Source organism: uncultured Brachyspira sp., assembly GCF_910588665.1.
In the GTDB taxonomy this organism is placed as follows: domain Bacteria; phylum Spirochaetota; class Brachyspiria; order Brachyspirales; family Brachyspiraceae; genus Brachyspira.
In genome coordinates this window covers 120,594-144,525 of the sequence record NZ_CAJUPR010000007.1, presented here as the reverse complement: position 1 = coordinate 144,525, position 23,932 = coordinate 120,594, and the positions used below count along the sequence as shown (strand labels likewise).

29 protein-coding genes, 1 tRNA gene and 1 pseudogene are annotated in these 23,932 nt (G+C 28.1%); 9 read left to right on the top strand and 22 right to left on the bottom strand.

The features are described 5' to 3' along the window. The first annotated feature begins 29 nt into the window (after window positions 1-29). A complete protein-coding gene (locus tag QZ306_RS07035) occupies window positions 30-1,778 on the top strand; it encodes an NADH-dependent [FeFe] hydrogenase, group A6 (protein WP_295162494.1) in 1,749 nt (582 codons plus the stop codon). Window positions 1,779-1,983: 205 nt separating this feature from the next. Here the strand turns inward: QZ306_RS07035 and QZ306_RS07030 are convergent, their stop codons facing one another. Next, window positions 1,984-2,448: a YhcH/YjgK/YiaL family protein gene (locus QZ306_RS07030; protein ID WP_295162492.1), complete on the bottom strand. Its 465-nt coding sequence runs from the start codon at window positions 2,446-2,448 to the stop codon at window positions 1,984-1,986. Between the two features lie 53 nt (window positions 2,449-2,501). Continuing rightward, on the bottom strand, window positions 2,502-3,398 hold the full coding sequence (locus QZ306_RS07025; RefSeq protein ID WP_295162490.1) for an N-acetylneuraminate lyase: 897 nt from the start codon (window positions 3,396-3,398) through the stop codon (window positions 2,502-2,504). A gap of 188 nt (window positions 3,399-3,586) precedes the next feature. On the opposite strand from QZ306_RS07025, the gene QZ306_RS07020 reads away from it, so the two are divergent. Further along, window positions 3,587-4,642 carry a PP2C family protein-serine/threonine phosphatase gene (locus tag QZ306_RS07020; protein ID WP_363322641.1) on the top strand — a complete coding sequence of 352 codons (1,056 nt, stop codon included), beginning with the start codon at window positions 3,587-3,589 and terminating at the stop codon, window positions 4,640-4,642. Window positions 4,643-4,660: 18 nt separating this feature from the next. Here QZ306_RS07020 and pth (QZ306_RS07015) read toward each other — a convergent pair whose 3' ends face one another. The 7 genes from pth (QZ306_RS07015) to mtnK all read right to left on the bottom strand — a co-directional run bounded on the left by pth (QZ306_RS07015) (window position 4,661) and on the right by mtnK (window position 10,701). Further along, entirely contained in the window at window positions 4,661-5,545 is an 885-nt protein-coding gene (gene pth / locus QZ306_RS07015; protein ID WP_295162486.1) for an aminoacyl-tRNA hydrolase, read from the bottom strand. Continuing rightward, window positions 5,542-6,132 (bottom strand): aminoacyl-tRNA hydrolase, encoded by a 591-nt coding sequence (gene pth, locus QZ306_RS07010; RefSeq protein ID WP_295162484.1) that lies wholly within the window; start codon window positions 6,130-6,132, stop codon window positions 5,542-5,544. The genes pth (QZ306_RS07015) and pth (QZ306_RS07010) overlap by 4 nt, the downstream gene beginning before the upstream one ends. 23 nt (window positions 6,133-6,155) lie before the next feature. Continuing rightward, a complete protein-coding gene (locus QZ306_RS07005; RefSeq protein WP_295162482.1) occupies window positions 6,156-6,746 on the bottom strand; it encodes a 50S ribosomal protein L25 in 591 nt (196 codons plus the stop codon). A gap of 19 nt (window positions 6,747-6,765) precedes the next feature. Continuing rightward, the gene (locus tag QZ306_RS07000; protein ID WP_295162480.1) at window positions 6,766-7,719 is read right to left on the bottom strand and encodes a ribose-phosphate pyrophosphokinase; all 954 of its coding nucleotides are present in this window, start codon (window positions 7,717-7,719) and stop codon (window positions 6,766-6,768) included. Window positions 7,720-7,746: 27 nt separating this feature from the next. Further along, window positions 7,747-7,818, bottom strand: a tRNA-Gln gene (locus tag QZ306_RS06995). Window positions 7,819-8,342: 524 nt separating this feature from the next. After that, window positions 8,343-9,401 carry an S-methyl-5-thioribose-1-phosphate isomerase gene (locus QZ306_RS06990; protein ID WP_295162478.1) on the bottom strand — a complete coding sequence of 353 codons (1,059 nt, stop codon included), beginning with the start codon at window positions 9,399-9,401 and terminating at the stop codon, window positions 8,343-8,345. Window positions 9,402-9,471: 70 nt separating this feature from the next. Further along, entirely contained in the window at window positions 9,472-10,701 is a 1,230-nt protein-coding gene (gene mtnK / locus QZ306_RS06985) for an S-methyl-5-thioribose kinase (RefSeq protein WP_295162476.1), read from the bottom strand. A 348-nt stretch (window positions 10,702-11,049) separates the two neighbouring features. Here mtnK and QZ306_RS06980 point away from each other — a divergent pair, with 348 nt between their 5' ends. The 3 genes from QZ306_RS06980 to QZ306_RS06970 all read left to right on the top strand — a co-directional run bounded on the left by QZ306_RS06980 (window position 11,050) and on the right by QZ306_RS06970 (window position 14,183). Continuing rightward, entirely contained in the window at window positions 11,050-12,408 is a 1,359-nt protein-coding gene (locus QZ306_RS06980; RefSeq protein ID WP_295162473.1) for an FAD-dependent oxidoreductase, read from the top strand. Between the two features lie 98 nt (window positions 12,409-12,506). Beyond that, on the top strand, window positions 12,507-13,460 hold the full coding sequence (locus QZ306_RS06975) for a membrane dipeptidase (protein WP_295162472.1): 954 nt from the start codon (window positions 12,507-12,509) through the stop codon (window positions 13,458-13,460). Between the two features lie 75 nt (window positions 13,461-13,535). After that, the gene (locus QZ306_RS06970; protein ID WP_295162470.1) at window positions 13,536-14,183 is read left to right on the top strand and encodes a hypothetical protein; all 648 of its coding nucleotides are present in this window, start codon (window positions 13,536-13,538) and stop codon (window positions 14,181-14,183) included. A 9-nt stretch (window positions 14,184-14,192) separates the two neighbouring features. Here QZ306_RS06970 and selD read toward each other — a convergent pair whose 3' ends face one another. From selD to coaD, 13 genes and pseudogenes are all read right to left on the bottom strand, one after another. Further along, complete coding sequence (gene selD, locus QZ306_RS06965) at window positions 14,193-15,260, bottom strand: selenide, water dikinase SelD (protein ID WP_295162469.1); 1,068 nt, start codon at window positions 15,258-15,260, stop codon at window positions 14,193-14,195. A gap of 58 nt (window positions 15,261-15,318) precedes the next feature. Next, entirely contained in the window at window positions 15,319-15,750 is a 432-nt protein-coding gene (locus tag QZ306_RS06960; protein WP_295162467.1) for a hypothetical protein, read from the bottom strand. Beyond that, on the bottom strand, window positions 15,720-16,556 hold the full coding sequence (locus QZ306_RS06955; RefSeq protein ID WP_295162465.1) for a hypothetical protein: 837 nt from the start codon (window positions 16,554-16,556) through the stop codon (window positions 15,720-15,722). The genes QZ306_RS06960 and QZ306_RS06955 overlap by 31 nt, the downstream gene beginning before the upstream one ends. Window positions 16,557-16,558: 2 nt before the next feature. Next, complete coding sequence (locus QZ306_RS06950; RefSeq protein ID WP_295162463.1) at window positions 16,559-16,783, bottom strand: hypothetical protein; 225 nt, start codon at window positions 16,781-16,783, stop codon at window positions 16,559-16,561. Window positions 16,784-16,819: 36 nt separating this feature from the next. Beyond that, window positions 16,820-16,945 (bottom strand): annotated as a pseudogene (locus QZ306_RS06945) (BsaWI family type II restriction enzyme); the annotation flags it as partial. 23 nt (window positions 16,946-16,968) lie between these two features. Then, window positions 16,969-17,301, bottom strand: a complete 333-nt coding sequence (locus tag QZ306_RS06940) for a hypothetical protein (protein ID WP_295162461.1) — start codon at window positions 17,299-17,301, stop codon at window positions 16,969-16,971. Window positions 17,302-17,417: 116 nt separating this feature from the next. Further along, window positions 17,418-17,672, bottom strand: coding sequence for a 50S ribosomal protein L27 (gene rpmA, locus QZ306_RS06935; protein WP_295162459.1), 255 nt, complete (start codon window positions 17,670-17,672; stop codon window positions 17,418-17,420). Continuing rightward, on the bottom strand, window positions 17,662-18,018 hold the full coding sequence (locus QZ306_RS06930; RefSeq protein ID WP_295162457.1) for a ribosomal-processing cysteine protease Prp: 357 nt from the start codon (window positions 18,016-18,018) through the stop codon (window positions 17,662-17,664). Before QZ306_RS06930 ends, rpmA begins: the two co-directional genes overlap by 11 nt. Then, window positions 18,018-18,329: a 50S ribosomal protein L21 gene (rplU, locus tag QZ306_RS06925; protein ID WP_295162455.1), complete on the bottom strand. Its 312-nt coding sequence runs from the start codon at window positions 18,327-18,329 to the stop codon at window positions 18,018-18,020. Before rplU ends, QZ306_RS06930 begins: the two co-directional genes overlap by 1 nt. 102 nt (window positions 18,330-18,431) lie before the next feature. Then, the gene (locus QZ306_RS06920; protein WP_295162453.1) at window positions 18,432-19,415 is read right to left on the bottom strand and encodes a FecR domain-containing protein; all 984 of its coding nucleotides are present in this window, start codon (window positions 19,413-19,415) and stop codon (window positions 18,432-18,434) included. Between the two features lie 86 nt (window positions 19,416-19,501). Then, complete coding sequence (locus QZ306_RS06915) at window positions 19,502-20,113, bottom strand: 4'-phosphopantetheinyl transferase superfamily protein (protein WP_295162451.1); 612 nt, start codon at window positions 20,111-20,113, stop codon at window positions 19,502-19,504. A gap of 30 nt (window positions 20,114-20,143) precedes the next feature. Continuing rightward, the gene (gene miaB, locus QZ306_RS06910) at window positions 20,144-21,451 is read right to left on the bottom strand and encodes a tRNA (N6-isopentenyl adenosine(37)-C2)-methylthiotransferase MiaB (protein WP_295162449.1); all 1,308 of its coding nucleotides are present in this window, start codon (window positions 21,449-21,451) and stop codon (window positions 20,144-20,146) included. 174 nt (window positions 21,452-21,625) lie between these two features. Beyond that, a complete protein-coding gene (gene coaD / locus QZ306_RS06905) occupies window positions 21,626-22,111 on the bottom strand; it encodes a pantetheine-phosphate adenylyltransferase (RefSeq protein ID WP_295162447.1) in 486 nt (161 codons plus the stop codon). A gap of 252 nt (window positions 22,112-22,363) precedes the next feature. Between coaD and QZ306_RS06900 the strand changes: the two genes are divergently transcribed. From QZ306_RS06900 to QZ306_RS06885, 4 genes are all read left to right on the top strand, one after another. Then, window positions 22,364-22,777 carry a thioesterase family protein gene (locus QZ306_RS06900; RefSeq protein WP_295162445.1) on the top strand — a complete coding sequence of 138 codons (414 nt, stop codon included), beginning with the start codon at window positions 22,364-22,366 and terminating at the stop codon, window positions 22,775-22,777. 20 nt (window positions 22,778-22,797) lie between these two features. Continuing rightward, window positions 22,798-23,103, top strand: coding sequence for a hypothetical protein (locus QZ306_RS06895; RefSeq protein ID WP_295162443.1), 306 nt, complete (start codon window positions 22,798-22,800; stop codon window positions 23,101-23,103). A gap of 17 nt (window positions 23,104-23,120) precedes the next feature. Then, the gene (locus QZ306_RS06890; protein WP_295162442.1) at window positions 23,121-23,543 is read left to right on the top strand and encodes a F0F1 ATP synthase subunit epsilon; all 423 of its coding nucleotides are present in this window, start codon (window positions 23,121-23,123) and stop codon (window positions 23,541-23,543) included. A gap of 106 nt (window positions 23,544-23,649) precedes the next feature. Continuing rightward, a partial coding sequence (locus tag QZ306_RS06885; RefSeq protein WP_295162440.1) for a hypothetical protein occupies window positions 23,650-23,932 on the top strand: 283 nt, incomplete at its 3' end.

The following is a 23,932-nucleotide window of genomic DNA, read 5'->3' as shown; positions in this document are numbered from 1 at the left end:
GAATAAATATTATTAAGGAGTATAAAATTATGGTTAAAATAAAAATAAACGGCAAGCAGATAGAAGTTGAAGAAGGAACTACTATATTAAAAGCAGCTAAAAAATTGGGAATAAAAATACCTTCATTATGTTATCACCCTGATATTCCTCCTACATCAGCATGCGGAATATGTGTTGTAAAAATAGCTAATCAGGAAAACAAATATATCAGAGCATGTTCTGCCGTTGCTGAAAATGGTATGGATATAATCACTCATGATGCCGAAATAAATACGGTAAGAAAAGGCGTACTGGAATTGGTATTATCTGCACATCCGAATGATTGCTTAAATTGCATAAGAAACGGAGAATGCGAACTTCAAGTTGCCGCAGCAGACTTCGGTGTCAGAAACTCAAAATATGACAATATTAAACAAAATCACCCTAGAGACGAATCTGCTGGAAGCATAGTTCTTAATCCTGAAAAATGTATTAAATGCGGAAGATGCGTTGTTGTTTGCCAGCAAATGCAGAGAGTTCATGCTTTAGGTTTTGTTAATAGGGGGTTTGATACATATTTTGCTCCAGGCGCTGTTTCATTAAAAGATTCGCCTTGTGTAGACTGCGGACAATGCGCTTCCCACTGCCCTGTTGCAGCTATATATGAAAAAGATCAGACACAGGAGGTACAGGCTGCTATTGATGACCCTAACACTTATGTTGCAGTTCAAATGGCGCCTGCGGTAAGAGTGGCTTTAGGAGAGTATTTCGGATTAAAACCAGGGGATAATATTACAGGAAAAATATATGCAGCTATGCGTTTAATGGGATTTGACGCTGTATTTGATACTAATTTCGGTGCTGATTTGACTATTATGGAAGAAGCGCATGAATTTGTTAAAAGATTCACGGAAAGCGGCGGAGCTTGTGCAATGACAACTTCATGCTGTCCTGCTTGGGTAAAATATGCTGAAGAATATTATCCGAATTTGCTTGATAATATTTCAAGCGCTAAATCCCCTCATATGATGCTGGCTCCTATGACTAAAACATATTATGCAGAAAAAGCAAATATAGATCCTAAAACTATTTTTAATGTGTCTATTATGCCTTGTACAGCTAAAAAAAATGAGATAAGAAAAAACGAAACTATGTATTCAAGCGGATATAAAGATGTTGATGCGGTAATTACAACAAGAGAATTTTCAAGAATGATAAAACATTACGGTATAGATATTGCAGGAATTGAGCCTGAAGAATCTGACAGCATACTCGGAGAATATTCGGGAGCTGGTACTATATTCGGAGCTACAGGCGGAGTTATGGAAGCCGCTTTAAGAACTGCTTATAATATTATGACAGGCAGTAATCTAAGTAATGTTGATTTTGAAGATGTGAGAGGACTTGACGGAGTAAAAAGAGCCGTTATTAAAATCCTTGATAAAGATGTTAAAATTGCGGTTGTTAATGGACTTCATAATGTAGATACTATAATGAAAGAGATTATAGAGGCTAAAGAAAAAGGAGAGAATCCTCCTTACAGCTTTATAGAAGTTATGGCTTGTCAAGGCGGATGCGTAGGAGGAGGCGGTCAGCCTTACGGAACTACAAACAAAACAAGAATTGACAGAGCTAAAGGCTTATATGATGAAGATAAAAAATCCGTTAAGCATAGATGCTCTCATGAAAATGAGAACTTAAAAAAACTTTATGACGATTTTCTTGGAAAACCGCTTGGAAAAAAATCTCATCACTTCCTTCATACAGAATATAAAGCTAATGTAAAATATACTAAATAATTTATAAAATTAAATAAAAACGCTGTGATATAAAAATTTATTCTGCTTATCACAGCGTTTATTTTTATTTAGTGAAACAGACTTATTATATATTATAAAACTAATATAGATAACTGATAATATTAAGAATTAAAAGTTTATTTGATTTTTTATATATAATTAAACGGCTGATATATAAATACCTGCCGTTTAACTTATTTCCTGATTAAGATTGATAAGGAACTTTAATTATTGCTTTTTTAACATGAGTTTTTCCTGTTTTAGGGGGAAGCCCTACTCTATGAGCATCGTACGGAAGAAGTATTAAAATTTCTCCTTGAGATAAAGTCAGACGCACCGCTCCCTCTCCTTCCCAATCATGATAATCCGCAGCTTCATCATAAGTTTTCGGTTTTAAAGTGGAAGTATTTGCTATTATGAAATCTTCAGCTCCTTCAAATATAATCTGCACATCAACAAATTTTAAATGAGATTCCCAAGGAGGATCATCTTTATTATCATATTCCGTAACATTGATAAAAGCACCTTCGCAAATTTCTTTGTCCAATAGATGTTTTCCGTTAGGAAGCTTTTTTAATTCATCATAATGATCTCTGATATAGTTTTTCGCCTTCCATACAGAGTTATGAAAATCTTGATTAAAAACGCTATTTATTGGTTTTAATATCATAAAATACTCCTAAATAATATATTTAACGAGAACATAAAGTCATAAAAAAGTAATTAAAGTTTAGATAAATACTTATCAAACATATTTTTTAATACTTTTTTCTCAGATTTTCCAAGAGTTTTGCCTCCCATAGGTGCCCTGCAATAAGCAGCTGCAGAAGAATCGTATAAAGCAACACATTCTTTAAGTGCAGGATATATTCCTACATTTAATAAAACCGTAATGATATCATTCATATCATGCTGTATTTTTAAAGCTTTGCTCATATCTTTATTTTCAACTGCCTGTATAACTTTTTTAGCTAAAGGCGCCTGAATGTTGTAGGTAGAGCCTATACCTGACCTTAAGCCGTAAGAAGCATAAGCTATAAGCATTTCATCAAAACCAGCCCACATCATTTTATCAGGATATTTCTGTATTAATCTTTCAAGCAGGAACACATCTGAAGAAGTGTATTTTATTCCCATTACTCTTTTATCTTCAAATAATTTTCCGAATTCATCTAATGATATTTTATTATTTGAAAGCGTAGGCAGAAAATAAATTACTAACGGAACTTTTTTTGTTTCTTTTAATATGGTATTATAATATTTACTAATATCTGCAAATGAAAACGGATAATAGTATGGAGTAACTGCGGATATTAAATCATAACCCAGCTCTTCAGCCTTCTGAGCCATTTCACAAGCTTCATTCAAATTCAATGTTCCAACATGCGCTATAAGAGGAATCTTTCCCGCTACTTCTTCTTTAGTTATTTCAAGAACGGCTATTCTCTCTTCTTTAGACATAAGAAGACATTCTCCTGTAGAACCTCCTACATATAAACCATCCGCTTTCATATGATCTATATTATGCCTTATATACTTTCTTAAAACTTTTTCATCTAATTTTCCGTTTTTATTAAACGGAGTCATTAGAGCAGATAATATACCTTCACATTTGTTCATACTATTTCTCCTTAAAATTATTTTCACACTATAATAGTGTATAAAGTAAGTATGATTTTTGCAATATCTATAATTGTTATTTTATAAAAAATATTTGCAAACTATAATGTTTTTGTTATAATCTATATCGTAAACAGCTGTTTACTGTAATTTTATTAATTTATAATTCTAATAATTAAAAAATTAATATGAAAAATAAACAGATTTTAACTTTTTTTAAATTAATTTCTATAGTATTTTTTATGCTATTTGCAATTCTTAATATTGCTTCTATTTTTTATTATCAAAACAAATTTATTTTTATATTGCTATTTATATTATTTTTACTGTTTATAATACCTGCAGCTATTTTTTTAAAAATATATTCAATAAAAGACTATGACGGCAAAATACAAAGATTATCAAAAATAGACAGCACAATAATAAATGATTATAAAAGTGCTATAATAGGTTTAAAAGAAAAAAACAGCTATATACTTGGAAGGTATGATGTATTAGATGATATAAAAAATCAATATAAAAAAGATATGAAAAAAGCAAGAAAACTTCAGGAAAATATGATGCCTAAAAAAATGCCTAATACGCATACAATAGAATCAGCATCATTATATAAGCCTTTTGAAGCAATAGGCGGAGATTTTTTTGATTATGTATATCTCAATGACGATAGAATATTATTTATTATATCAGATATAAGCGGGCATGGAGTTGAGGCGGCAATTATCACTGCTATGATTAAAACAGTTTTTAGAAATTTTGCAGCTTCTTTCAAATGCCCAAGTTCTTTTATATATGATATAAATAATTATATAATAAAAATTCTGCCTATAAATTATTATCTTACTATGACAGCGGCAGAGATAGATTTGAAAAATAATAAAATAAAATATTCGAATGCCTCGCATACACCGCTTTTAATAATTCAGAACTCTGAAATAAAGGAATATAATAAAGGAGGTACAATAATAGGGCTTTTTCCGCAGGCATACTATGAAGAAGAAACTATAGATATAAAAAAAGATGATATACTGATATTTTATACAGATGGAATAACTGAAGCCTCAAGATCAAAAAACAAGTATGATTTTTACAGTATTGAAAGATTGAAAAAAGTTATTTTTAATAATAGAAACGCTAATGCAAAAAACATAATAAATAATATAGAAAAAGATTTTTATGATTATCTTTCATATATGTCGCCTGATGATGATTTTACTATAGCAGTATTCAAAATAAAAAAATAAAAACATATTTTTTAATGTTTATTTTACTTCTTTATACATAGATACTTCTGGTTCTCCATCCGACAATTCTCTCAATTGCGGAACTATTGATTTAAAATGCCCAGAATTATTATGACCCTCAATAGCCTTTTCATCTTTCCACTCTTCTATGAATGTAAGATATTTTCCGTCTGTACTTTCATATAAATTATATGAAATACATCCGCTTTCTTTTTTACTTTTTGCTGTAAGTTCTTTTGCCAGTTTTATAAACCTATCCCTAGAATCTTGTTTTACAATATTTCTTGCTATTATTTTAATCATATTTTTACTGTCTTTAATCTTATTATTTACTTTTTTATTATATTTATTCTGAGCAGCTGCGGGAGATTCAAATAATACTATTTTTACTGCATCAATAACATCATTTAAAAACGAAGTATTTAATTCGTCTGTTTCTTTTTTACTGAAATTTGAAAGCACATAATCATTAACTTTTTTGCCGTAAGAAGGTCTGCCTATGCCTATTCTTATTCTAATAAAATTATCGCTTTGCAAATGAGAAATCATGCTTTTTATTCCATTATGCCCCCCTGAACTTCCGCCCTTTTTTATTTTAAAAGTTCCGAAAGGTATATCCATATCATCATATATAACTATTATGTTTTCTGTTTTTACATTAAAGAATTTTGATGCATAAACGGCAGATTCGCCTGAAAGATTCATAAAAGTCTGAGGTTTCAATAAAACATATTCAATATTTTCAGCTTTTCCTCTGGCATATAATGATTTTTTTTTATTATTATCAAAAGAAACATTAAAATTTTCAGCCAGCTTATCTATAATAATAAAGCCTACATTATGCCTATTATTTTTATATTCAGACCCAGGATTTCCTAGCCCTATAATTAATTTAGTAATCATGAATATTTCTTTTTAGCAGCCTTAGGAGATTCAAATAATGAAATAGAAACGGCATCAACAATACTTTCGGATATATCTTTAATTTTTCTTCTTTCATCTTTGGTAAAAGGAGATAAAAGAAAATCAGCTTTTTCTTCACCTTCAGGGCATGCTCCTATACCTACACCTACTTTAGTAAAGTTGTAGCTTTTCAGAGAATCTCTTATACTCTTTATGCCATTATGATCTATTTCAATATCATTAATTTCTTCTTCAAAATTATCAGATTTCGAAGGTATTATCTTAAACTCTCCTATATCTATATCTATATCATCATATATAACTATTATATTCTCAACTGTAATCTTCATAAAACTAGCCATATATAAAGCAGCTTCTCCTGAAAGATTCATAAAAGTCTGAGGCTTCAGCAGAAGATATTCAATTTTACCTGATTTACCCTTTCCGAAAACAGTTTTTTTCTTTTTAATATCAAGATCCACATTAAGTTTTTTAGCAACTCTATCTAAAATCATATATCCGACATTATGCCTATGATTTTTATATTGCTCGCCGGGATTTCCTAGTCCCATTACTAATTTCATCATATTATAGTAATCCCAGAACTATATTATGCCTCTGCAACTTTATTATTAGCATCATCATCTTGAGTAGTAACAACTGTAACGACAGCTTTAGAAGCATCTCCCACAGGATCAACGCCTTCAGGAAACTTTATATCGCTAATATGCAGACTATCTCCTACTTTCAGCTCGCTCACATCTACAACCAATTCTCTAGGTATTGAACCAGGAAATGCTTTAATATTTAAGCCGTATTCAACCTGTTCTAATGTTCCTCCGCCTAAACGAACGCCTTCTGGGGTACCTTCTATATGAATAGGCACATAAGTTTTAATTTTTCTATTTCTGTCAATTTCATAAAAATCTATATGTCTTATATTTCTTTTAATACCGTCTATTTGATAGTCTTTTACCAGCACTTCTCTTGCTTTATCATTTTGTATATCCAGAGTAATTATATCATGCTGACCTGCTAATGAAAACACTTTAACAAATTCTTTTAATTCTACAGCAATAGAATACTGATTTTCTCCGCCGTAAAGAGTGGCTAAAGCATAACCTTCATTAAGCAATTTACGTCCTGCGCTTTTAAATTTTGTATCTCTCTGTAAAGCTTTAATAGTATAATTCTCACTCATATTTATATCCTTATTTATTTTACTTATCAAATAGAACGCTTATGGAAAGCTCCATATGTATATATCTGATAGCATCGGCAATAACGGGAGCAACTGAAAGAACTTCTATTTTACTTCCCAATCTGTCCTTCATCACTTTCAGACTATCCGTTATATAAAGTTTTTCTATATCGCTTGCATTTATTCTCTCATAAACATCGCCGGAACATACTGCATGAGTTATAAATACATATATTCTTCTCATACCTGCTTTTTTTAGAGCCTGCATAGTTTTTATGAGAGTTCCGCCTGTATCTATTATATCATCTATTATTATGGCATCTTTACCATTAACATCGCCTATAATATTCATTACCTCGCATTCATTTGCCCTGTCTCTTCTTTTATCTATTATAGCTATATCAAGATTAAGCTGCTTAGCTATAGCTCTTGCTCTTCCGACCCCTCCTATATCCGGAGACACTATAATAGAATTTGACATATCAAGATCTTTTTTTATCTTATTTAAAAAGACATTCTTTGAAAGCATATGATCTACAGGTATATCAAAAAAACCCTGTATCTGAGCCGTATGCAAATCCAAAGCTAAAACTCTATGAGCTCCCGCCTCAGACAAAAGATTAGCCACTAATTTAGCGGTTATAGGAACTCTAGGCTCATTTTTTCTGTCCTGCCTAGAATATCCGTAATAAGGTATAACAGCTGTAATTCTTTTGGCGCTGGCTCTCTTTAAAGCATCTATAATACAGTAAAGCTCCATCCAATTTTCGCTGCTTGAAGGACGGCCTGTAGGCTGTATTATATAGGTGTCTTTATTTCTAACCGTTTCTTCTATCTGAACAAAAGTTTCACCGTCTGCAAATTTGCGAATTTCCATATTGCCTAACTTAAGCCCTAGATTTGAAACCACATCTTCTGATAATTGAGGATTTGCTGTGCCGCTTAAAATTAATATTTCGTCTGCTATTTTCATCTAAATATCACTTTAATAACTAAAAAATTGGGGTGGAAGGATTCGAACCCTCGAGTGATTGGACCAAAACCAATTGTCTTACCGCTTGACTACACCCCAGTATCCATAAATTAACTTTTTAGTTCTACGAGATGCATATTCTACTATATAAATAAAAAATTGTCAATACCTTAAATAATATTTTTAAAAAATTTATTTCTATAGTTTTATTTGCAAAAAATAAAAATAAGATCAATATATTAATCAGAAAGATTTAAATGAATATAGACTTGGATAAATATACAAAAATATATCTAAACTTTATAAAAAATAATATAGATATTATTAAACTTAATTCTTCATAAATTATATGCACAAGTTATGATAATTTATATTTATTAATACCAAATAATAAAATAGATATGCTTTTCAGCAGTAAATGCATAAATAATAAAATTTTTAAAGATTTCTATGATAACAAAAATTCAAAATCGGAAATTGATTCTATAATAAGAAAAAGATAATAAAAAAAATATATAAATATTGATAATGTAATCAATTTATTAAATTATATAAAGAAAACTGGATTTTAATATAAAGAATAAATTTACTTCATATTTAAGATCCTTTCAAAAAATAAAATATCAATATTCTCCATCATCATTGCCTACATAATATTTAAATAAATCATAAGGACTGTACACTCCTAAATCGGTTACAACAGCGCTTACTAAATGAGGAGGGGTATAATCAAATGCAGGATAAAAACCCTTTACTCCCTCTTTAGAAGTTTTTATTCCCATAGCCTCAGTTACAAGTTTTTCATCTCTAAACTCAAAATGCACATCTTCAAATCCATGATAACCTTTATCAGGAGCGCCTGTTACAAAATAAGGAATACCCAAATATTTAGCTATTATTGCTATTTGAAAAGTCCCTATTTTATTTACAACAGCCCCGTTTAAACATATTAAATCAGCCGCAGAAGTAAATACATCTACTTTTTTTTCCTGCATAGTATAAGCTGCCATATTATCAGTTATAACGGTTACATCGGCGCCCTGATCATGGACAACAGTTGCTGTAAGTCTGGCTCCTTGAAAATATGGTCTTGTTTCTGCGCATATCACTTTTATATCTTTATTCTTCTTTTGAAATTCCTGTACCATAAACCCTACCACAGACTCCCCGAAACACTGAGTAAGTATGGTGCCCTTATCAGGATACATAGATACAAGATTTTCAGCTATTTTTTTTATTTTTGAATATCTTTTTGTAGAAATCTCAATTCCCCTATTAAACATAGCTTCTATAGGATCTTTATTTGATTTTACTGCCTCAATACCCGCCTCCAAACATGATTTTGTTATCAGCATCATTCTTGAGCTAGTTGTGGGTCTTGAATTAGCCAAAGAGATGCATGCATTGGTTAGAAAGTCTATTCTGTCATTTCCTTCTAAATGCCTTGACTCATAACCTGCCAATGCCATGCCCATAGCAACGGCAAGATAAGGACCCGCACTTTGAGTTACCATATCAGCTATAGCCCTAGATACCTCTTTATAACTTTTACATTCAACAAAATTTACTTTATTGGGATAAACTCTTCTGTCTAATATTCTAACGCAACCTTCTTCATACCAAGCTATATTCTCAAATTGAAGCATAAATGCAAGTTCTTTATCTATTCTATTAATAAGCATAAAAACTCTCCGAATAAAAATACTAAAACTTTATACTGTTATAATAAAATTATAAAAATTGATAACTTCTTTAAGAGCTTATATTGCTGAAATCAATATTTAAAATAATATTATCTATAAACTTCATAAACTTCTCTTCATTGGGAAGTCTGTCTCTGTTGATAATACATTCTATACCAATATTTAAAAGAGTATATTCAACATTTTTTCTAATTTCATCATCATCAATAGATTCTATTTCTTTTACTCTGGCACATCCTGTAGTTCTCCTTAATATTTCAAGCCCGCATATTCCGAATGATGTTTTCAGCACATCAAGCATATAATACTCTATAAAATCTTCATTTTTTGCTGATATATCATTAATATCATTAATAAATTTAGATATGAATTTATTTTTAAAAAGTCTCAGAATATCATTAATAACAGCAAAAAGAAAAGACATATAATTTTTATATTTAGTAACATTAAAATGATAAACATAAGCAAATATAAAATTAGCGATTATAGTGCCTAAATCATATCCTATAGGTCCGTAGAATGCAAACTCGCAGTCCGCAACTTTAATATAATTTTCATTAACAAATATGGATCCCGTATGCAAATCTCCATGTATCAAAGCCTGGGCATTATTCATAAACTCATATTTTAATTTAGCAGCTTCAAGATGCAAATCTTTATTATTATATAATTTATCATTAATAAATGTACTTAATTCATCGGAAAAAATATTCTCATTTAATACATTAAAAAAAGGTTCTCTAAATACAAGCTCCTCAGTTATTTTGCAAAGCTCTTTATTTGTATATTTTTTAACATTATCTTTTTTTACAAATGGATCCGCAAAAAAATCAGCAGTTGTTAATGTGCTTTCAACTATAAAGTCTGTTATCTGCTCCTGAAGATGATTATATATTTGTCCTTTCATCAAAGCATCTCTAAGTATGGTAAAATCCTTCAAATCCTCCATTACAAACAGCTTCATAACTCTATCTGTATATATTATTTTAGGAGCCAAGTCTGGAAGTATATCTCCGTAATATGATAAAATATCCGCCTCCCTGCTATTTCTTTTAATATCAAGTATCCTTCCTGATGAATTGCTTCTGGTATAAGCTCCAGCCTGTTTTAATATTATAGAATCTTTGCCGTTGCTTACTCTATATACATAATTTATATTTCCGTCCCCTATTTCTTTGCATGTAATATTATCTTCCTGATTGAAATATTTAAGTTTGTTTTTTACATAAAATAGTACATCTTTTTCTTCCATCAAAAAATATTCATTAAATCTTAACATAATCTAAAACCCATAAAAATAAATTTTATTTTTAAATATAGCAAAAAAAAAATAAATATCAATCAATTATTTATAATTTAATACTGCAAATATATTGTAACTCAAAAAATATACAGCCTAAATAATATTTGTGAATTAAAGTAAATAAAATATACTTATATATATAATAAATAATATTTACAGTATTTAATATTATTTATTATATATATAAAGTTAAATTAGTTATATTATCATATAAATATGCTGTAAAAAAACTAATTTATTAAAAATAATATTATTGACTAAATATATATTTTCTATTATAATGTATACCAATTAAATTTTTAAATTAAAAGAGGTTAAATTATTATGAAAGTTATAGTAATTGGATGCAACCATGCAGGTACATGGGCTGTGAAAACATTAAAAGCTATAGATCCTAATTGTCAGGTGGTAACTTATGACAGAAATTATAATATATCTTTCTTAGCCTGCGGTATAGCCCTTTGGGTTGGCGGTGTGGTAAAAGATCCTAAAGGTTTATTCTATGCCAGTCCTGAAGGTTTAAAAGCTGAAGGTATTGATGTTTATATGGGATATGAAGTTATGAAAATAGACTGGGCTAATAAAAAATTAACTGTTAAAGAACTTAAAACAGGAAAAGAGTTTGATGATAATTATGATAAACTTATTCTTGCAACTGGTTCTTGGCCTGTAACACCTCCTATAGAGGGATTAAAACAGGAAGGAACAGAGTACGGTCTTAAAAACGGTATTTTCTTCTCTAAATTATTCCAGCAGGGACAGGATATTATTAATGAAATAGCTAAACCTGATGTAAAAAAAGTTATGATAGTAGGCGCAGGATATATAGGTGTTGAACTTATAGAAGCATTCAAAAATCATGGTAAAGATGTTACATTAATGGAATCTATGCCTAGAGTTATGGCTAATTATTTCGACAAAGAAATTACAGATGAAGCCGAAAAAAGAATCAGAGAGGCAGGAATAAAATTACATCTAGGCGAAACTGTTAAAAAATTTGAAGGCGATGACAGAGTAAGAAGAGTTGTTACAGACAAAGGTTCTTATGATATTGATATGGTGGTTATGTCTGTAGGCTTCAAACCTAACAGCGAGCTTTATGAAGATTATCTAGAAGTTTTGCCAAACGGAGCCATTAAAGTGGATACTACTATGAAATCCACAAAAGATCCTAATGTATTTGCCATAGGAGACTGCGCTACAGTATATTCAAGAGCTTCAGGGAAAGAAGAATATATAGCTTTAGCTACTAATGCAGTAAGAATGGGTATTGTTGCGGCCAATAATGTTTTAGGAAAACATATTGAATACTGCGGTACTCAGGGTTCAAATGCTATATGCGTATTTGGGTACAATATGGCTTCTACAGGCTGGTGCGAAGAAACAGCTAAGAAAAAGGGATTAAAAGTTAAATCTAATTTCTTTAAAGATGCTGAAAGACCTGAATTTATGCCTAGTTATGAAGATGTATTAGTTAAAATAGTATATGAAGAAGACACAAGACGCATGGTAGGTGCTCAAATTGCTTCTAAACATAATCATTCCGAAGCTATACATGCATTCTCTCTTGCTATACAAAACGCAATGACTGTTGACCAGTTTGCATTATCAGACTTCTTCTTCCTTCCTCACTATAATAAGCCTCTATCTTGGATGACTATGGTAGCTTATACAGCTAAATAATAAATAACAAATTTCAATCCCTAGTAAATATAAATTTACTAGGGGTTTTTATTTAATAAAAAAATATAATATAAAAAATAATAAGGCGACTACAATATATGATTTTTGATGCTCATTCAGATATATGGACTGATGTTGATTCTAAAATTTCAAAAGGAGAGAACAGTATTATAAAAAAATACCATTATGATAACTTGATTAAAGGAAAAATTGAGGGTGCAATATTTGTTATATGGACAGAACCTAAAAACTACGGCAGAGCATTAGAAAGAGTAAGAGAAATACAAAACTCTATACGGATAGAATTAAATTACTGCAAAGACATTATATCAATAGCAAAAAATTATAATGATATTATAAAAGCTAAAAATGAAAATAAATTATATATTTTTATAGGATTTGAGGGACTTATATCAATTGACGATAATATTGACCTAATAGACGAATATTATGAATACGGAGCAAGATATGCAAGTCTTACTTGGAATGAAGAAAATAAACTTGCCTCAGGAGTAAAAGGAGATTCAGAAAAAGGATTAACTCCATTAGGAAGGAAGGCTATTAAGAAAATGCAGAATATAGGAATGATTGCAGATGTATCTCATCTTAATGAAAAATCTTTTTTTGATGTGATAAAAACAACTTCAGCGCCTATAATAGCATCGCATTCCAATGCAAAAACATTATGCAGCAGCCCAAGAAATCTCAATGACGATCAATTAAAAGCCATAAGAGATATTGACGGAGTTATAGGATTTAATTCTTACAGAGAGTTTGTTCATAAAAATGAAGATATGCAGACTATAGAAAAAGGCATTGAACATATAAAATATATAGCCGATAAAATAGGTGTAAATCATATAGGACTTGGTTTTGACTATAATGAATATTTTGAAGATGAGCATATTCCGCCTGCAGTAAAAGGATTAGACAATGCCTCTAAATCTTATGATATTATTATGAAATTAAAGGAAGCAGGATTTAATAATAAAGAAATAGAAAAAATAGAACATGGAAACTTCCATAGAATTATAAAACAAATATTAAAATAATTAAAAAAATAATTGACTTTTTTTATTTTTGTCGTATTATAAAAGTAAACTTTTTTTTACAATATAGTAAAAATTATGAAAAAATATCATAAACTATTTTACAGCAATATTAATTTAATTATATCGGTATCTTTGCTGACATTTTCTGCCTTTATGTTTTGGTTTGCATCCGTTAAATTTATTTCTGTAATTATATTCTTATTTTTAATATCAATTATATTTTTTATAATTAAAAATAATATTTATATAAAAAAACAAAATAAGCAAAGAAAAAAAGAAGAAAAATATAATGCTAAAAATCCTAATGAGAATTTTTATAAAAAAATAAAAAATAATATTTTAAAAATAAACGATTCGGATTTTACATTAATAATTGAAGATATGATTAATAAAATAAATATTATTTTAAAAAAAACATACAATAATAATTCTTATAAAAAAATATATAATTCCATCATAGATTATTATATGCCGACTATAAATAAAATGATTGATAAATATATTGAAGTAAGCTATGAATATATGGAAGAATCTAAAAAAGAAAAAATAAAAAAAGATATAAAAAACTCCGTATGCATTATAAATTACGGATTAAAAAAAATGATAGAAGATTTTAATATAGATTCATTAATAGATATTTACAGCGATATAGATGTACTTAGAATTATTTTAATAAAAGACGGATTAATAACAGAAAATGACTTTCCTAAAGTTTATTTTTAGTATAAAAAATTATTTTATCAAATGTATATATTCTTTTTCTTTCTTTTTCACCTCTCCAATAATAGCTGCACAATCCATACCTGCACGCCATAAATCGGCTAATATATTTTCGGCATTATCTTTATTTGCACATATAAATAAACCTCCTGAAGTCTGGGGATCAAAAGAAAGCATTTTTAAATTATAATCAATATCATTATCTGTTAATACATTATCCCCTGCATAACGCATATTAGTAAAAGCAGCTCCCGGTATACAGCCCATATCCAATACTTCATAGGTTTTATTAAATGAAGGCAAGGCAGACAATTGAATCTCTATGCTGACATTGCTTGCTATAGCCATTTTATATGCATGTCCTATAAGTCCGAATCCTGTAATATCCGTTGCGCATTTAATATTATATTTATTCATAACAGAGCATGCTTTTTTATTTAAAGTTTTCATAGAATTAAAAACATCTTCTATATCGGAATCTTTTATAAGTCCCTGTCTCATAGCGGCAAGACAAGCCCCAGTGCCTAATGCTTTAGTGAGTATGATAATATCTCCTTCTTTGGCAGCCGAATTTGCAGTAATTTTATTAGGGTCTGCAAAACCTATAACAGCCATTCCGTATTTTACAGATGTATCTGTTATGGTATGTCCTCCCACAACTAAAACGCCAGCCTCAGAAGCCTTATCCTGCCCTCCTTTCAGCATATCAGCCAATATATTTAAAGAATCTTCCTTTGGAAACATTGTAATATTCAATGCTAATTTAGGCTCTCCTCCCATAGCATAGATATCGCTTATAGAATTGCATGCGGCAATTTGACCGAAACCGTAAGGGTCTGCTATAACGGGCGGAAAATAATCAACGGTAAATATCAATGCATTATCATCGGATATTTTATATACTCCCGCATCATCTCCTATATCCACATCAGAAAGTAAATTTGAGTCTGTTTTAATCTGCATTAAAGGTAAGAGAGCTTTTTCAAGCAAATCAGGAGGAATTTTTGCTGAACATCCGCCCTCTAAAGCGCAGGATAATAATTCATTTGTTTTTTCTGTATTGTTTGAAATATTCGGCATAATAAAAACCTGTAAATTTAATATTAAAAAATTATACTAAAATAAATAAAATGTCAAACTAAGTTTTCTTTAACACAACTATAAACTCTTCAGTCATAGTATTAGATAATAATCCTTTTATATTTGTAGGGGAATTTTTTAAAGGCATTCTCTTATTACTTATGATTCTTTTATATGTAAACAAATGTTTAAAATCTTCTCTTTCAAAACTTTCAGCAATAAATTTATCTGTATTTAAATACTCATTTCTTACAATTCTATTTCCAACCACATAAATTGCATAACCTCCGTCATTAATATTTTTTGAAACAGTTTTAACAGAGTCTCTTAGATCTATATAAAATGAAGATACTTCAAAAGCTCTTTTAATATCTATCTTATTAATATTATAAATCTGCTCTGATATAATAGAATCATCCAACAATTGTTTTTTATTTTTTCCGCCCATTAACATATTGTCTATTTTTCTAGCATCACTATTCCTAACCATATATTAGCAAAAAATGAAAATTGTCCGTATGCAACTGTAGTTTTGCTATCTCCATAAGGCGGGCTAGTTAGTACAATATTAAAATATTTTTTATTGTCTGAAAAAGCTTTATTGTGAAATACTGCATTAATTTTATTATTGAAATATTTATAATAATAGTTTTTATAAAATTTTATATTATTTGTTAATCTATTTAAGAAATATGTATAAACATCTTCATCAAAAAATAATATATCTTCTTCTTTTATTCTATATAATTTAAATTCATTATTTCTAGTATAAGAAAATCTTCTAACTGTCTCTAAAAATGTAAGTAATATAAAATTTTTTATATTTTTATTTTGTATATCGGAAATAATACAATGCACTAATGCCAGTTTTATTTTTACATTTTCAGAATACCAATAATCAATATTTTTGAAATTAGGTATATAATATTCCAGTTTATTTTTTATACTATTAAAATATTTCTCACTATAAATTTTATCTTTTATAGTATTATATTCATTAATTAATTTATTTATATCAACTTTAGTAAATTTAACTTTGCATATTAATATAGCTAATGGATTATAATCGTATCCTTCAAAATCAAATATATTAGATTCTAATGCCGCTATAAATGATGAACCGCTTCCGCAATACGGATCCAATAGTTTAGAATTATTTTTTATATTTAATTCTTTTAATATTTCTATACCTATTTGAGGCAGCATTGCAGCAGGATATTTATGTAAATTAGGGAATGATTTTGAATATGTAATTTCTTTAAAATCGTATTTTTTATTATAAAAAGAATTATACATTATTAGAAATCACCATTAATAAAATCTACTATATTTGACAGAGGAGATATAAAACTATAATCATTTAATTGCTTAGCTATAAATACTTTATCAAAAAATTTAAACATACCTCTTTGCTGAGGATTATTTATTTCATTGTAAAAATTAACTGTAACAAATCCTATATAAGGTTTTATTACAGGATCATATTGCAATTCATATTTATCTTTTATGCTATTATTATCCATTGCTATCTCCATTAATAATTTCCACTTATAAGTTTGTCCTGCTCTTTCTCTTAAAGATGTTTTTAATGATAAAATTAGACATGATTTTAATTTATTACTATTGTCTAATTTATATATAATAATATCACAATCAGGTTTCTGCGTCTCTTCACCAACCTTAATAGTATATAAATTATTTAAAAAGGTTAATTTATTTTTTTAGATGTTATAAAAATATTATCTTTTATTAAATTATTTTCTTTATTCTTTAAAAATGTATATATTAATATAGATTGAAAAGCATTCCCTGCTATAGATTTTTTAGCCTGACTTTTATCCCTTATTTCTTTATTTTTTATTCTATTTTCTAGTAATTTATCAACATCCTCTTTAGAATCAACAATAATATTATATAAATAATTAAAAGCTAATATCCAATTATTATTTTTGACATAACAATTAAGTCTATTTATTAACGGTTTCATATAGTATTTTGATTCTATATTTTTTATTTCTTTAAACTCTTCTTTATTAATCATATTTTTAATCTTATAAATTTATATCATTAATCACTAAATAAAAAAAATATCTCAGCTGATGCAATTAATCAGATGAGATATGTATTTTTTGATAATAAAATTACTTTTTTATTCAATTATTCTCCAATCACTGAAATAGTTTTCTTTCCGAATTTGTTAGTATGAAACTTAACATAACCTGAAGCAGTGGCGAATATAGTATGATCGCGCCCTATATCAACATTTTTTCCAGCATGAAATTTGGTGCCCCTCTGTCTGACTATAATGTTGCCTGATATAACTTTTTGTCCGCCGTAAACTTTAACTCCTAAACGCTTAGACTGACTATCGCGTCCGTTTTTTGAACTTCCGCCGCCTTTTTTATGTGCCATTTTTATACTCCTCTTTATATTTTATATAATCAGGATACTCTTTAATTAAAGATTTTATACCTATCAAATATCCGTTGCTAACTGATTTTAATTCATTTTTTTTGTTAATATCCAGTTTATCAAAATTTATAATTTCCAAACTTAAAGACCCGCCGCTTACTCTATATCTCAGAAATCTTCTTCCTATTACAGTATTCAAAGCTCTGTACATAGCCTGAGTTAAAGTGCTTAAAGCTATACAAACCTCATAACCTTCGCCCGACTTTTTAATACCTGCATGCCCTTCAACAATAATACATTTTATAACAGAATTACTATCATAAATTATATTAACAAAAGAAGCCATTAAAGAGATATATCTTCAATAGTAATTTTATGATATTTATGTCTGTGTCCTGTTTTTCTTTTATAATCTTTTCTTCTTTTATGTTTTCCTATTATAACTTTATCGCCTTTCATCATTTCCACTATTTTAGAACTTACTTTTACGCCATCAACATAAGGAGCTCCTACCAAAACGCTTTCATCATCTTTTTTTAAAAGAAGTGTTTTAATTTCCGGAGCTTCTTTAGCCTCATCGCCTAGATATTCAACTAATATATCCTGACCTTTTTCCACCTTATATTGCTTGCCTTTTACTTCTACAATTGCATACATTATCGGTTATCTCCAATTTATATATATTTTTATTTTTTACAATACTATGAGTATCATATATTACTACATTAAGTAAATTTTGTCAAGTATAAAAATAAAAAACTATTCAGATGTTATTCTTTCATCAAATTTTTTCTTTATTCTGTCAAATTTTTCTTTTGTTCTCATAACTGAAGAACTCATTTTATCTATAGCCCTTTGATTAGATGTATACAATGTAAATGATTTTCTGGCATAAGAAACCATCTCATTTTTTTTATCAGGATATAAATTTATGAGTTTTACTATAGTGTTATAATAACCCTCATTTGCAGCTATCATTCTGTAATGCCTCATTTCAAGATTATTAATTTCATTTTCGCTTTTTTCCATATCCATTAATGAAACAGAATCATTACTGCCGCTGTTTTGTATATTCTCCATAGCAGACATTAAATGTTCTATAGTATAAATATAATCTTCTCTTGAAGACTCTTCGCCTCTATTTAAAAATACTATAGGATCGCTGTCTGTATTTTGATTTACAACCTTAGAATAGTCATCTATTGTATTTATATACGCCTCTTTGGGATTTAAAACAGTTTTATCATTATCTGTAACTACATCTATAATACCGTCTTTAAGCACAATTATAGTGGATCCGTCTTCCGCAAATGCGACTTCAAAGCTGGTTCCTCTTACTATGGAGCTGGTGGTAGAGGTATGTATTTCAACTAAAGTGCCAATATCTTTTTCTATATGAACTTCTATATATCCTGATAATAATGATATAGAAATTTTATCGTCGTCCTTTGATAGAGGAGAATTAACTAGAAGTATAGTATTTTGAGGAACAACAATATTTCCTACTTTATCTCCTCTTCTGGTTAAAGTAATATCAACCTGAGTATTACTGCTTGTTCTTAATCTGTATTCTTTATGTACTTCGCTTCCTCTGAAAGCTCTTAATGATTTATTTATATCAGGTTTTTCTATAAATGCCAAACCCGATATTCCTGTAACTTTAAAAGATATATCCTGCGGCAACAAAATACTGCTTAAAGATAAAATAAATAATATTACCAATAAAAATATTCTATTAAGCATAAATATACTCCTTAGCATTAACACAATTATATTACTAAGCACTGTAATTTTATAATCTAGATTTAAAAAAGTCAATAGCAAAAAATTTATATGCTTATATTTATAATAGGCAATACAGGATATGCAAATATAATATTTAAATTAAAATCCTGAAGATTCAAATTAATTTCATCTTTAGCATTAAAACATACGCTTACTATATAAGAACCGTCAATAATAAATGAAGCAAAAAATAAATTATCCGCATTTTTTATAACTCTTTCCGTCAAATCGATTTCAGGAGAGTTTTTTATATCAAATACTGTTTTTCCAAGCATTTTTATATAAGCTTCTTTAAGAGTCCATATAGTAAAAAAATCTATTTCTAATTTACGGGAAGCTTTAAGATATTCTATTTCGCTTTTATAAAAATATTCTTTTGCTATAGAAAAAAAATCTCTTTTTCTTATCTTTTCAGCATCTATTCCAGCCTCATACTCGTCAGTCATGACAGCTACAAATAACAGCGATGTATGAGTTCCGTTAAAGCGTATATTATATTCATTTTTAAAATACGGCTTTTTATTTTCTTCTCTTGCTATAATAAGATTTTTTTTATTATAATGCTTTTCAGCCATAGAAAAAATTATATTTTCCAATGTCTTTCTTGCGGAATCTCTGTTATTATTTTCATTAAAGCTGTATTCCAAATAGGTCATATATTAAGCCCTTATACTTTTAATAATGCATTAAATAATACTGCCTATTAATGTATGGCTTTTTATTTCCGTAATCTCAGCATCAAAAATATCACCCATATTAAGCTCTTTTTCTTTTTTTATCAGTATTATCCTATTTTCTTTGCTTCTGCATAAATAATGCATATTATCCTTTGCCGTATTGTCTATCATAACGGAAGTTTTTTTACCTACCTGTTTTGACAGCAATTTCTGAGATAATTCTCTTTGATAATTTACTAAATTACTAAGTCTTTTTGCTCCAGATGTTTTATCATATTTTATTTTATTTTTATAAGCTATAGAACCCTCTCTTTCAGAATATTTATAAAGATAAGCCTCTTCAAAACCAATACTTTCAAGAAGTTTTAATGTATCATTATATTCTTCATCAGTCTCATCTGCATAGCCTACTATAACATCAGTTGAAATAGGGAAATCATCTTTATAATCCCTCAAATATGATACTTTCTTTATATATTCTTCTTTTGTATATTTTCTGTTCATTAAGGTTAATATTCTGTCCGAACCGCTTTGAAAAGGCAAATGTATATGCTTGCCTAAACTATTAAAACTCCATACAGCATCGGCTAAATCTTTATTAAAATCTTTAGGATGCGAAGTTAAAAATCTTACCCATACTTTATCTTTATTTTTTTCATCAATAATTTTATCTATACTGTATAATAATTCCGTAAAATTAATTTCGCTTTCTATGTCAATACCATAGGAATTAACATTCTGACCAAGCAGAGTTATCTCTTTAGCTCCTTCATCTATCAATCTTCTTAATTCTTCTAATATTTCATTTGATTTTCTGCTTACCATTCTGCCTCTTGTATGCGGAACTATGCAGTATGTACACCAATTGCTGCATCCATGCGATATAGGTATAAATGCCTTATGAGGCTTATCTTTATCCGTATAAGATTTATTAAATATATACTCTCCGTTAAACTTTCTTGCAAAAACCTCTTCGTATTTTAAATAATCTACTATATTAACTTCATTATAAACATCAAATATAATGTCTGCTCCTAAACTTTCAAGATGTTCTTTTGAGGTTTTAGCCATACAGCCCATAATTATTATTTTGGCGTCTTTTTTGTTCTTTTTTCTGTTTGCATTAAAAAGCTTAACCCTTGAAAAAACCCTCTCTTCGGCATGCGCTCTTACACTGCAGGTATTTACTATAATATTATCTGCATTTTCATAATTATCTGTCTGTATAAATCCTTCCTGCATAAGAGAATTAATTAAACTATTTGAATCAGCCTTATTCATTTGACAGCCGTAATTTTCTAAATAAAAATTTTTCATATTATAATCTTTATTAAACAATACTAGTTTTTTATTAACTTTTATTTCATTAATGAATTATATATAAATCTTATTTAATACAAAAATATAATTTAATTATAATAAAATATAAGAAATAAACTTCAATTTTTACAGTGATTAATTATATACAAAATTAATATAATATCAATATATTTATTTTATAAACTTGGATTTAATATCTTCTATTAAAACTTCAGGCACTAATCCGTCTATAGGACCATTAAATTTTAATATTTGCTTTATTAATGAAGAACTTACATAGGCATAATGCTCTGAAGTGTGTAAAAATATAGTATCCATTTGAGGATATAACAGCTTATTAGTTCTAGCCATTTTTAATTCATAATATAAATCTTCGCTGTCTCTTATACCTCTAGCCAATACTTTTATATCATTTTCTTTCATAAAATCCGTAACAAGTCCGTTTATTGATACAACTTCTATACAATCATTATCTGCAATACTTTTTTTAATCATTGCTATTCTCTCTTCTATAGAAAAAGTTGTAGATTTATCTAAATTAACAGCCAGCAATATATAAACTTTGTTAAAAATACTGGAAAGCCTATTAAGCACATCTAAATGACCTAAGGTAAAGGGATCAAATGTTCCCGGAAATATTACTTTTCCATTCTTCATACTAATAAATTATATACAAAATTAATATAATATCAATATAAGACTAATATTTTTATTTACTGAATGATTATAAAATATTATATAATATAAAAGAGAATATTAAACTTTAATAATTCTCTCTTTGATGTATATAAGATATATTAATTATTTTAACTGGCAATAATAAAAAATAAAATATTTTATATTTTTTATATATTATGATATAATTTGAAAACTAATATTTATATAAATATGATTTAAGAGGACTTATTTATGGCTCATATTAATAAAACAGAAATAAGAGTAATATATGCAGATACGGATCAGATGGGAGTTGTTTATCATTCCAATTATTTAAGATATTTTGAAATAGGAAGAACCGAACTTTTAAGGGAATTAGGTATTTCTTATAAGGATATGGAAGAAAAATACAATATAATGCTGCCTGTAAAAGAAGCTTTTGTAGACTATAAAGTTTCTATAAAATATGATGAAGTTATAGAAGTTTACACTAATGTAGAAAAACTAAAAAATGCATCATTAAAGCTAAAATATGAAATAAGAAGCAAAGAAAATAAAAAAATTTTATACTGTACAGGTTATACAGTTCACCCTTTCATAAATAACAAAGGAGAAATAGTTAAGCCTGACGAATATATATACAATATAATATCTAAAAATAATTGATTTATAATTAGGAGGTAATTATGAGTTGGATTAATGTTATATTAACTGTTTTATCATCTGTTAATGTTGTCGGAGATTTAGTAAAAACTACAGCTATGGAAAACAGAGCAAAAAAATTATATAATAAGATAGACGAAAAAGAAAAGGAAATAACTGATAAAATAGAAGCTAAAATAAAAAAAGAATTTCAAAATGTATATTCAGAGATAAATTCTCTTAAAGTAGTAATAAAATTTTTATTTATTATTTCATTGACGCTTTTAATTTTATTAATTATTTCATCAGTATTTATAATTTTTGTTTTAAAATATAAAAATATAATTTAATTCTGAGAGTTTTTATAATGGCTGCCGATATTAAAAAAAATAAAAAAGCATTGACTTGTTCCGTTATTACCAGAAACGGTCCTATTTTAAGATCCATAAAAATAGATCATATAGAAATACCGTCATATAATGGGTATGTTTCTATTTATATTAATCATTGTCCTTATATAGTGAGAATAGGATACGGAGAGCTTAAAATATACAGCGAGAACAATAATATTATTAATATGTATGTAGAAGATGGAATAGCGGAGGTTACAAATAATGTTATAGGGGTATTAGTTGAAACGGCTTTATACCCAAAAGATATAGATACTGCTTTGATAAAAAAAGAAATAGACATATTATCAAATCAAACAGCTATTAATGCCGAAGAAGCTAAAAGAAATCATGAAAAAATATTAAAGCTGAATAAACAAATAGAAATTTCTTCTAAATAATATGCTATTGTACTTTTATTATTATCCGATAATTTAGACGACATATTTTTATAGCTTATTGTAATGTAATATGTTAACTAAAAAATTTATATTAGATGATTGAAATATGCCTAAAATAGAAGATTTAGAAAAACTAGGAAGTATTGCTTTTTTAATAGGTAATAAAGCGCTTCCAAAAGAAATATCGCAAGATGATTATAATCGTTTTAAATCAGTTTTTACAGATGAACATATAGCAAATTCTATGCCTGCAGAGAATGATGATTTGCCCTCCATTGATGATTTAGACAATTTGGAATTACATGAAGATTTAGACGATGATAAAGTTAACGCCGATATAGATGATTTGCAATTGCCCGAAGATTTAGACGATGATAAAGTTATCGCTG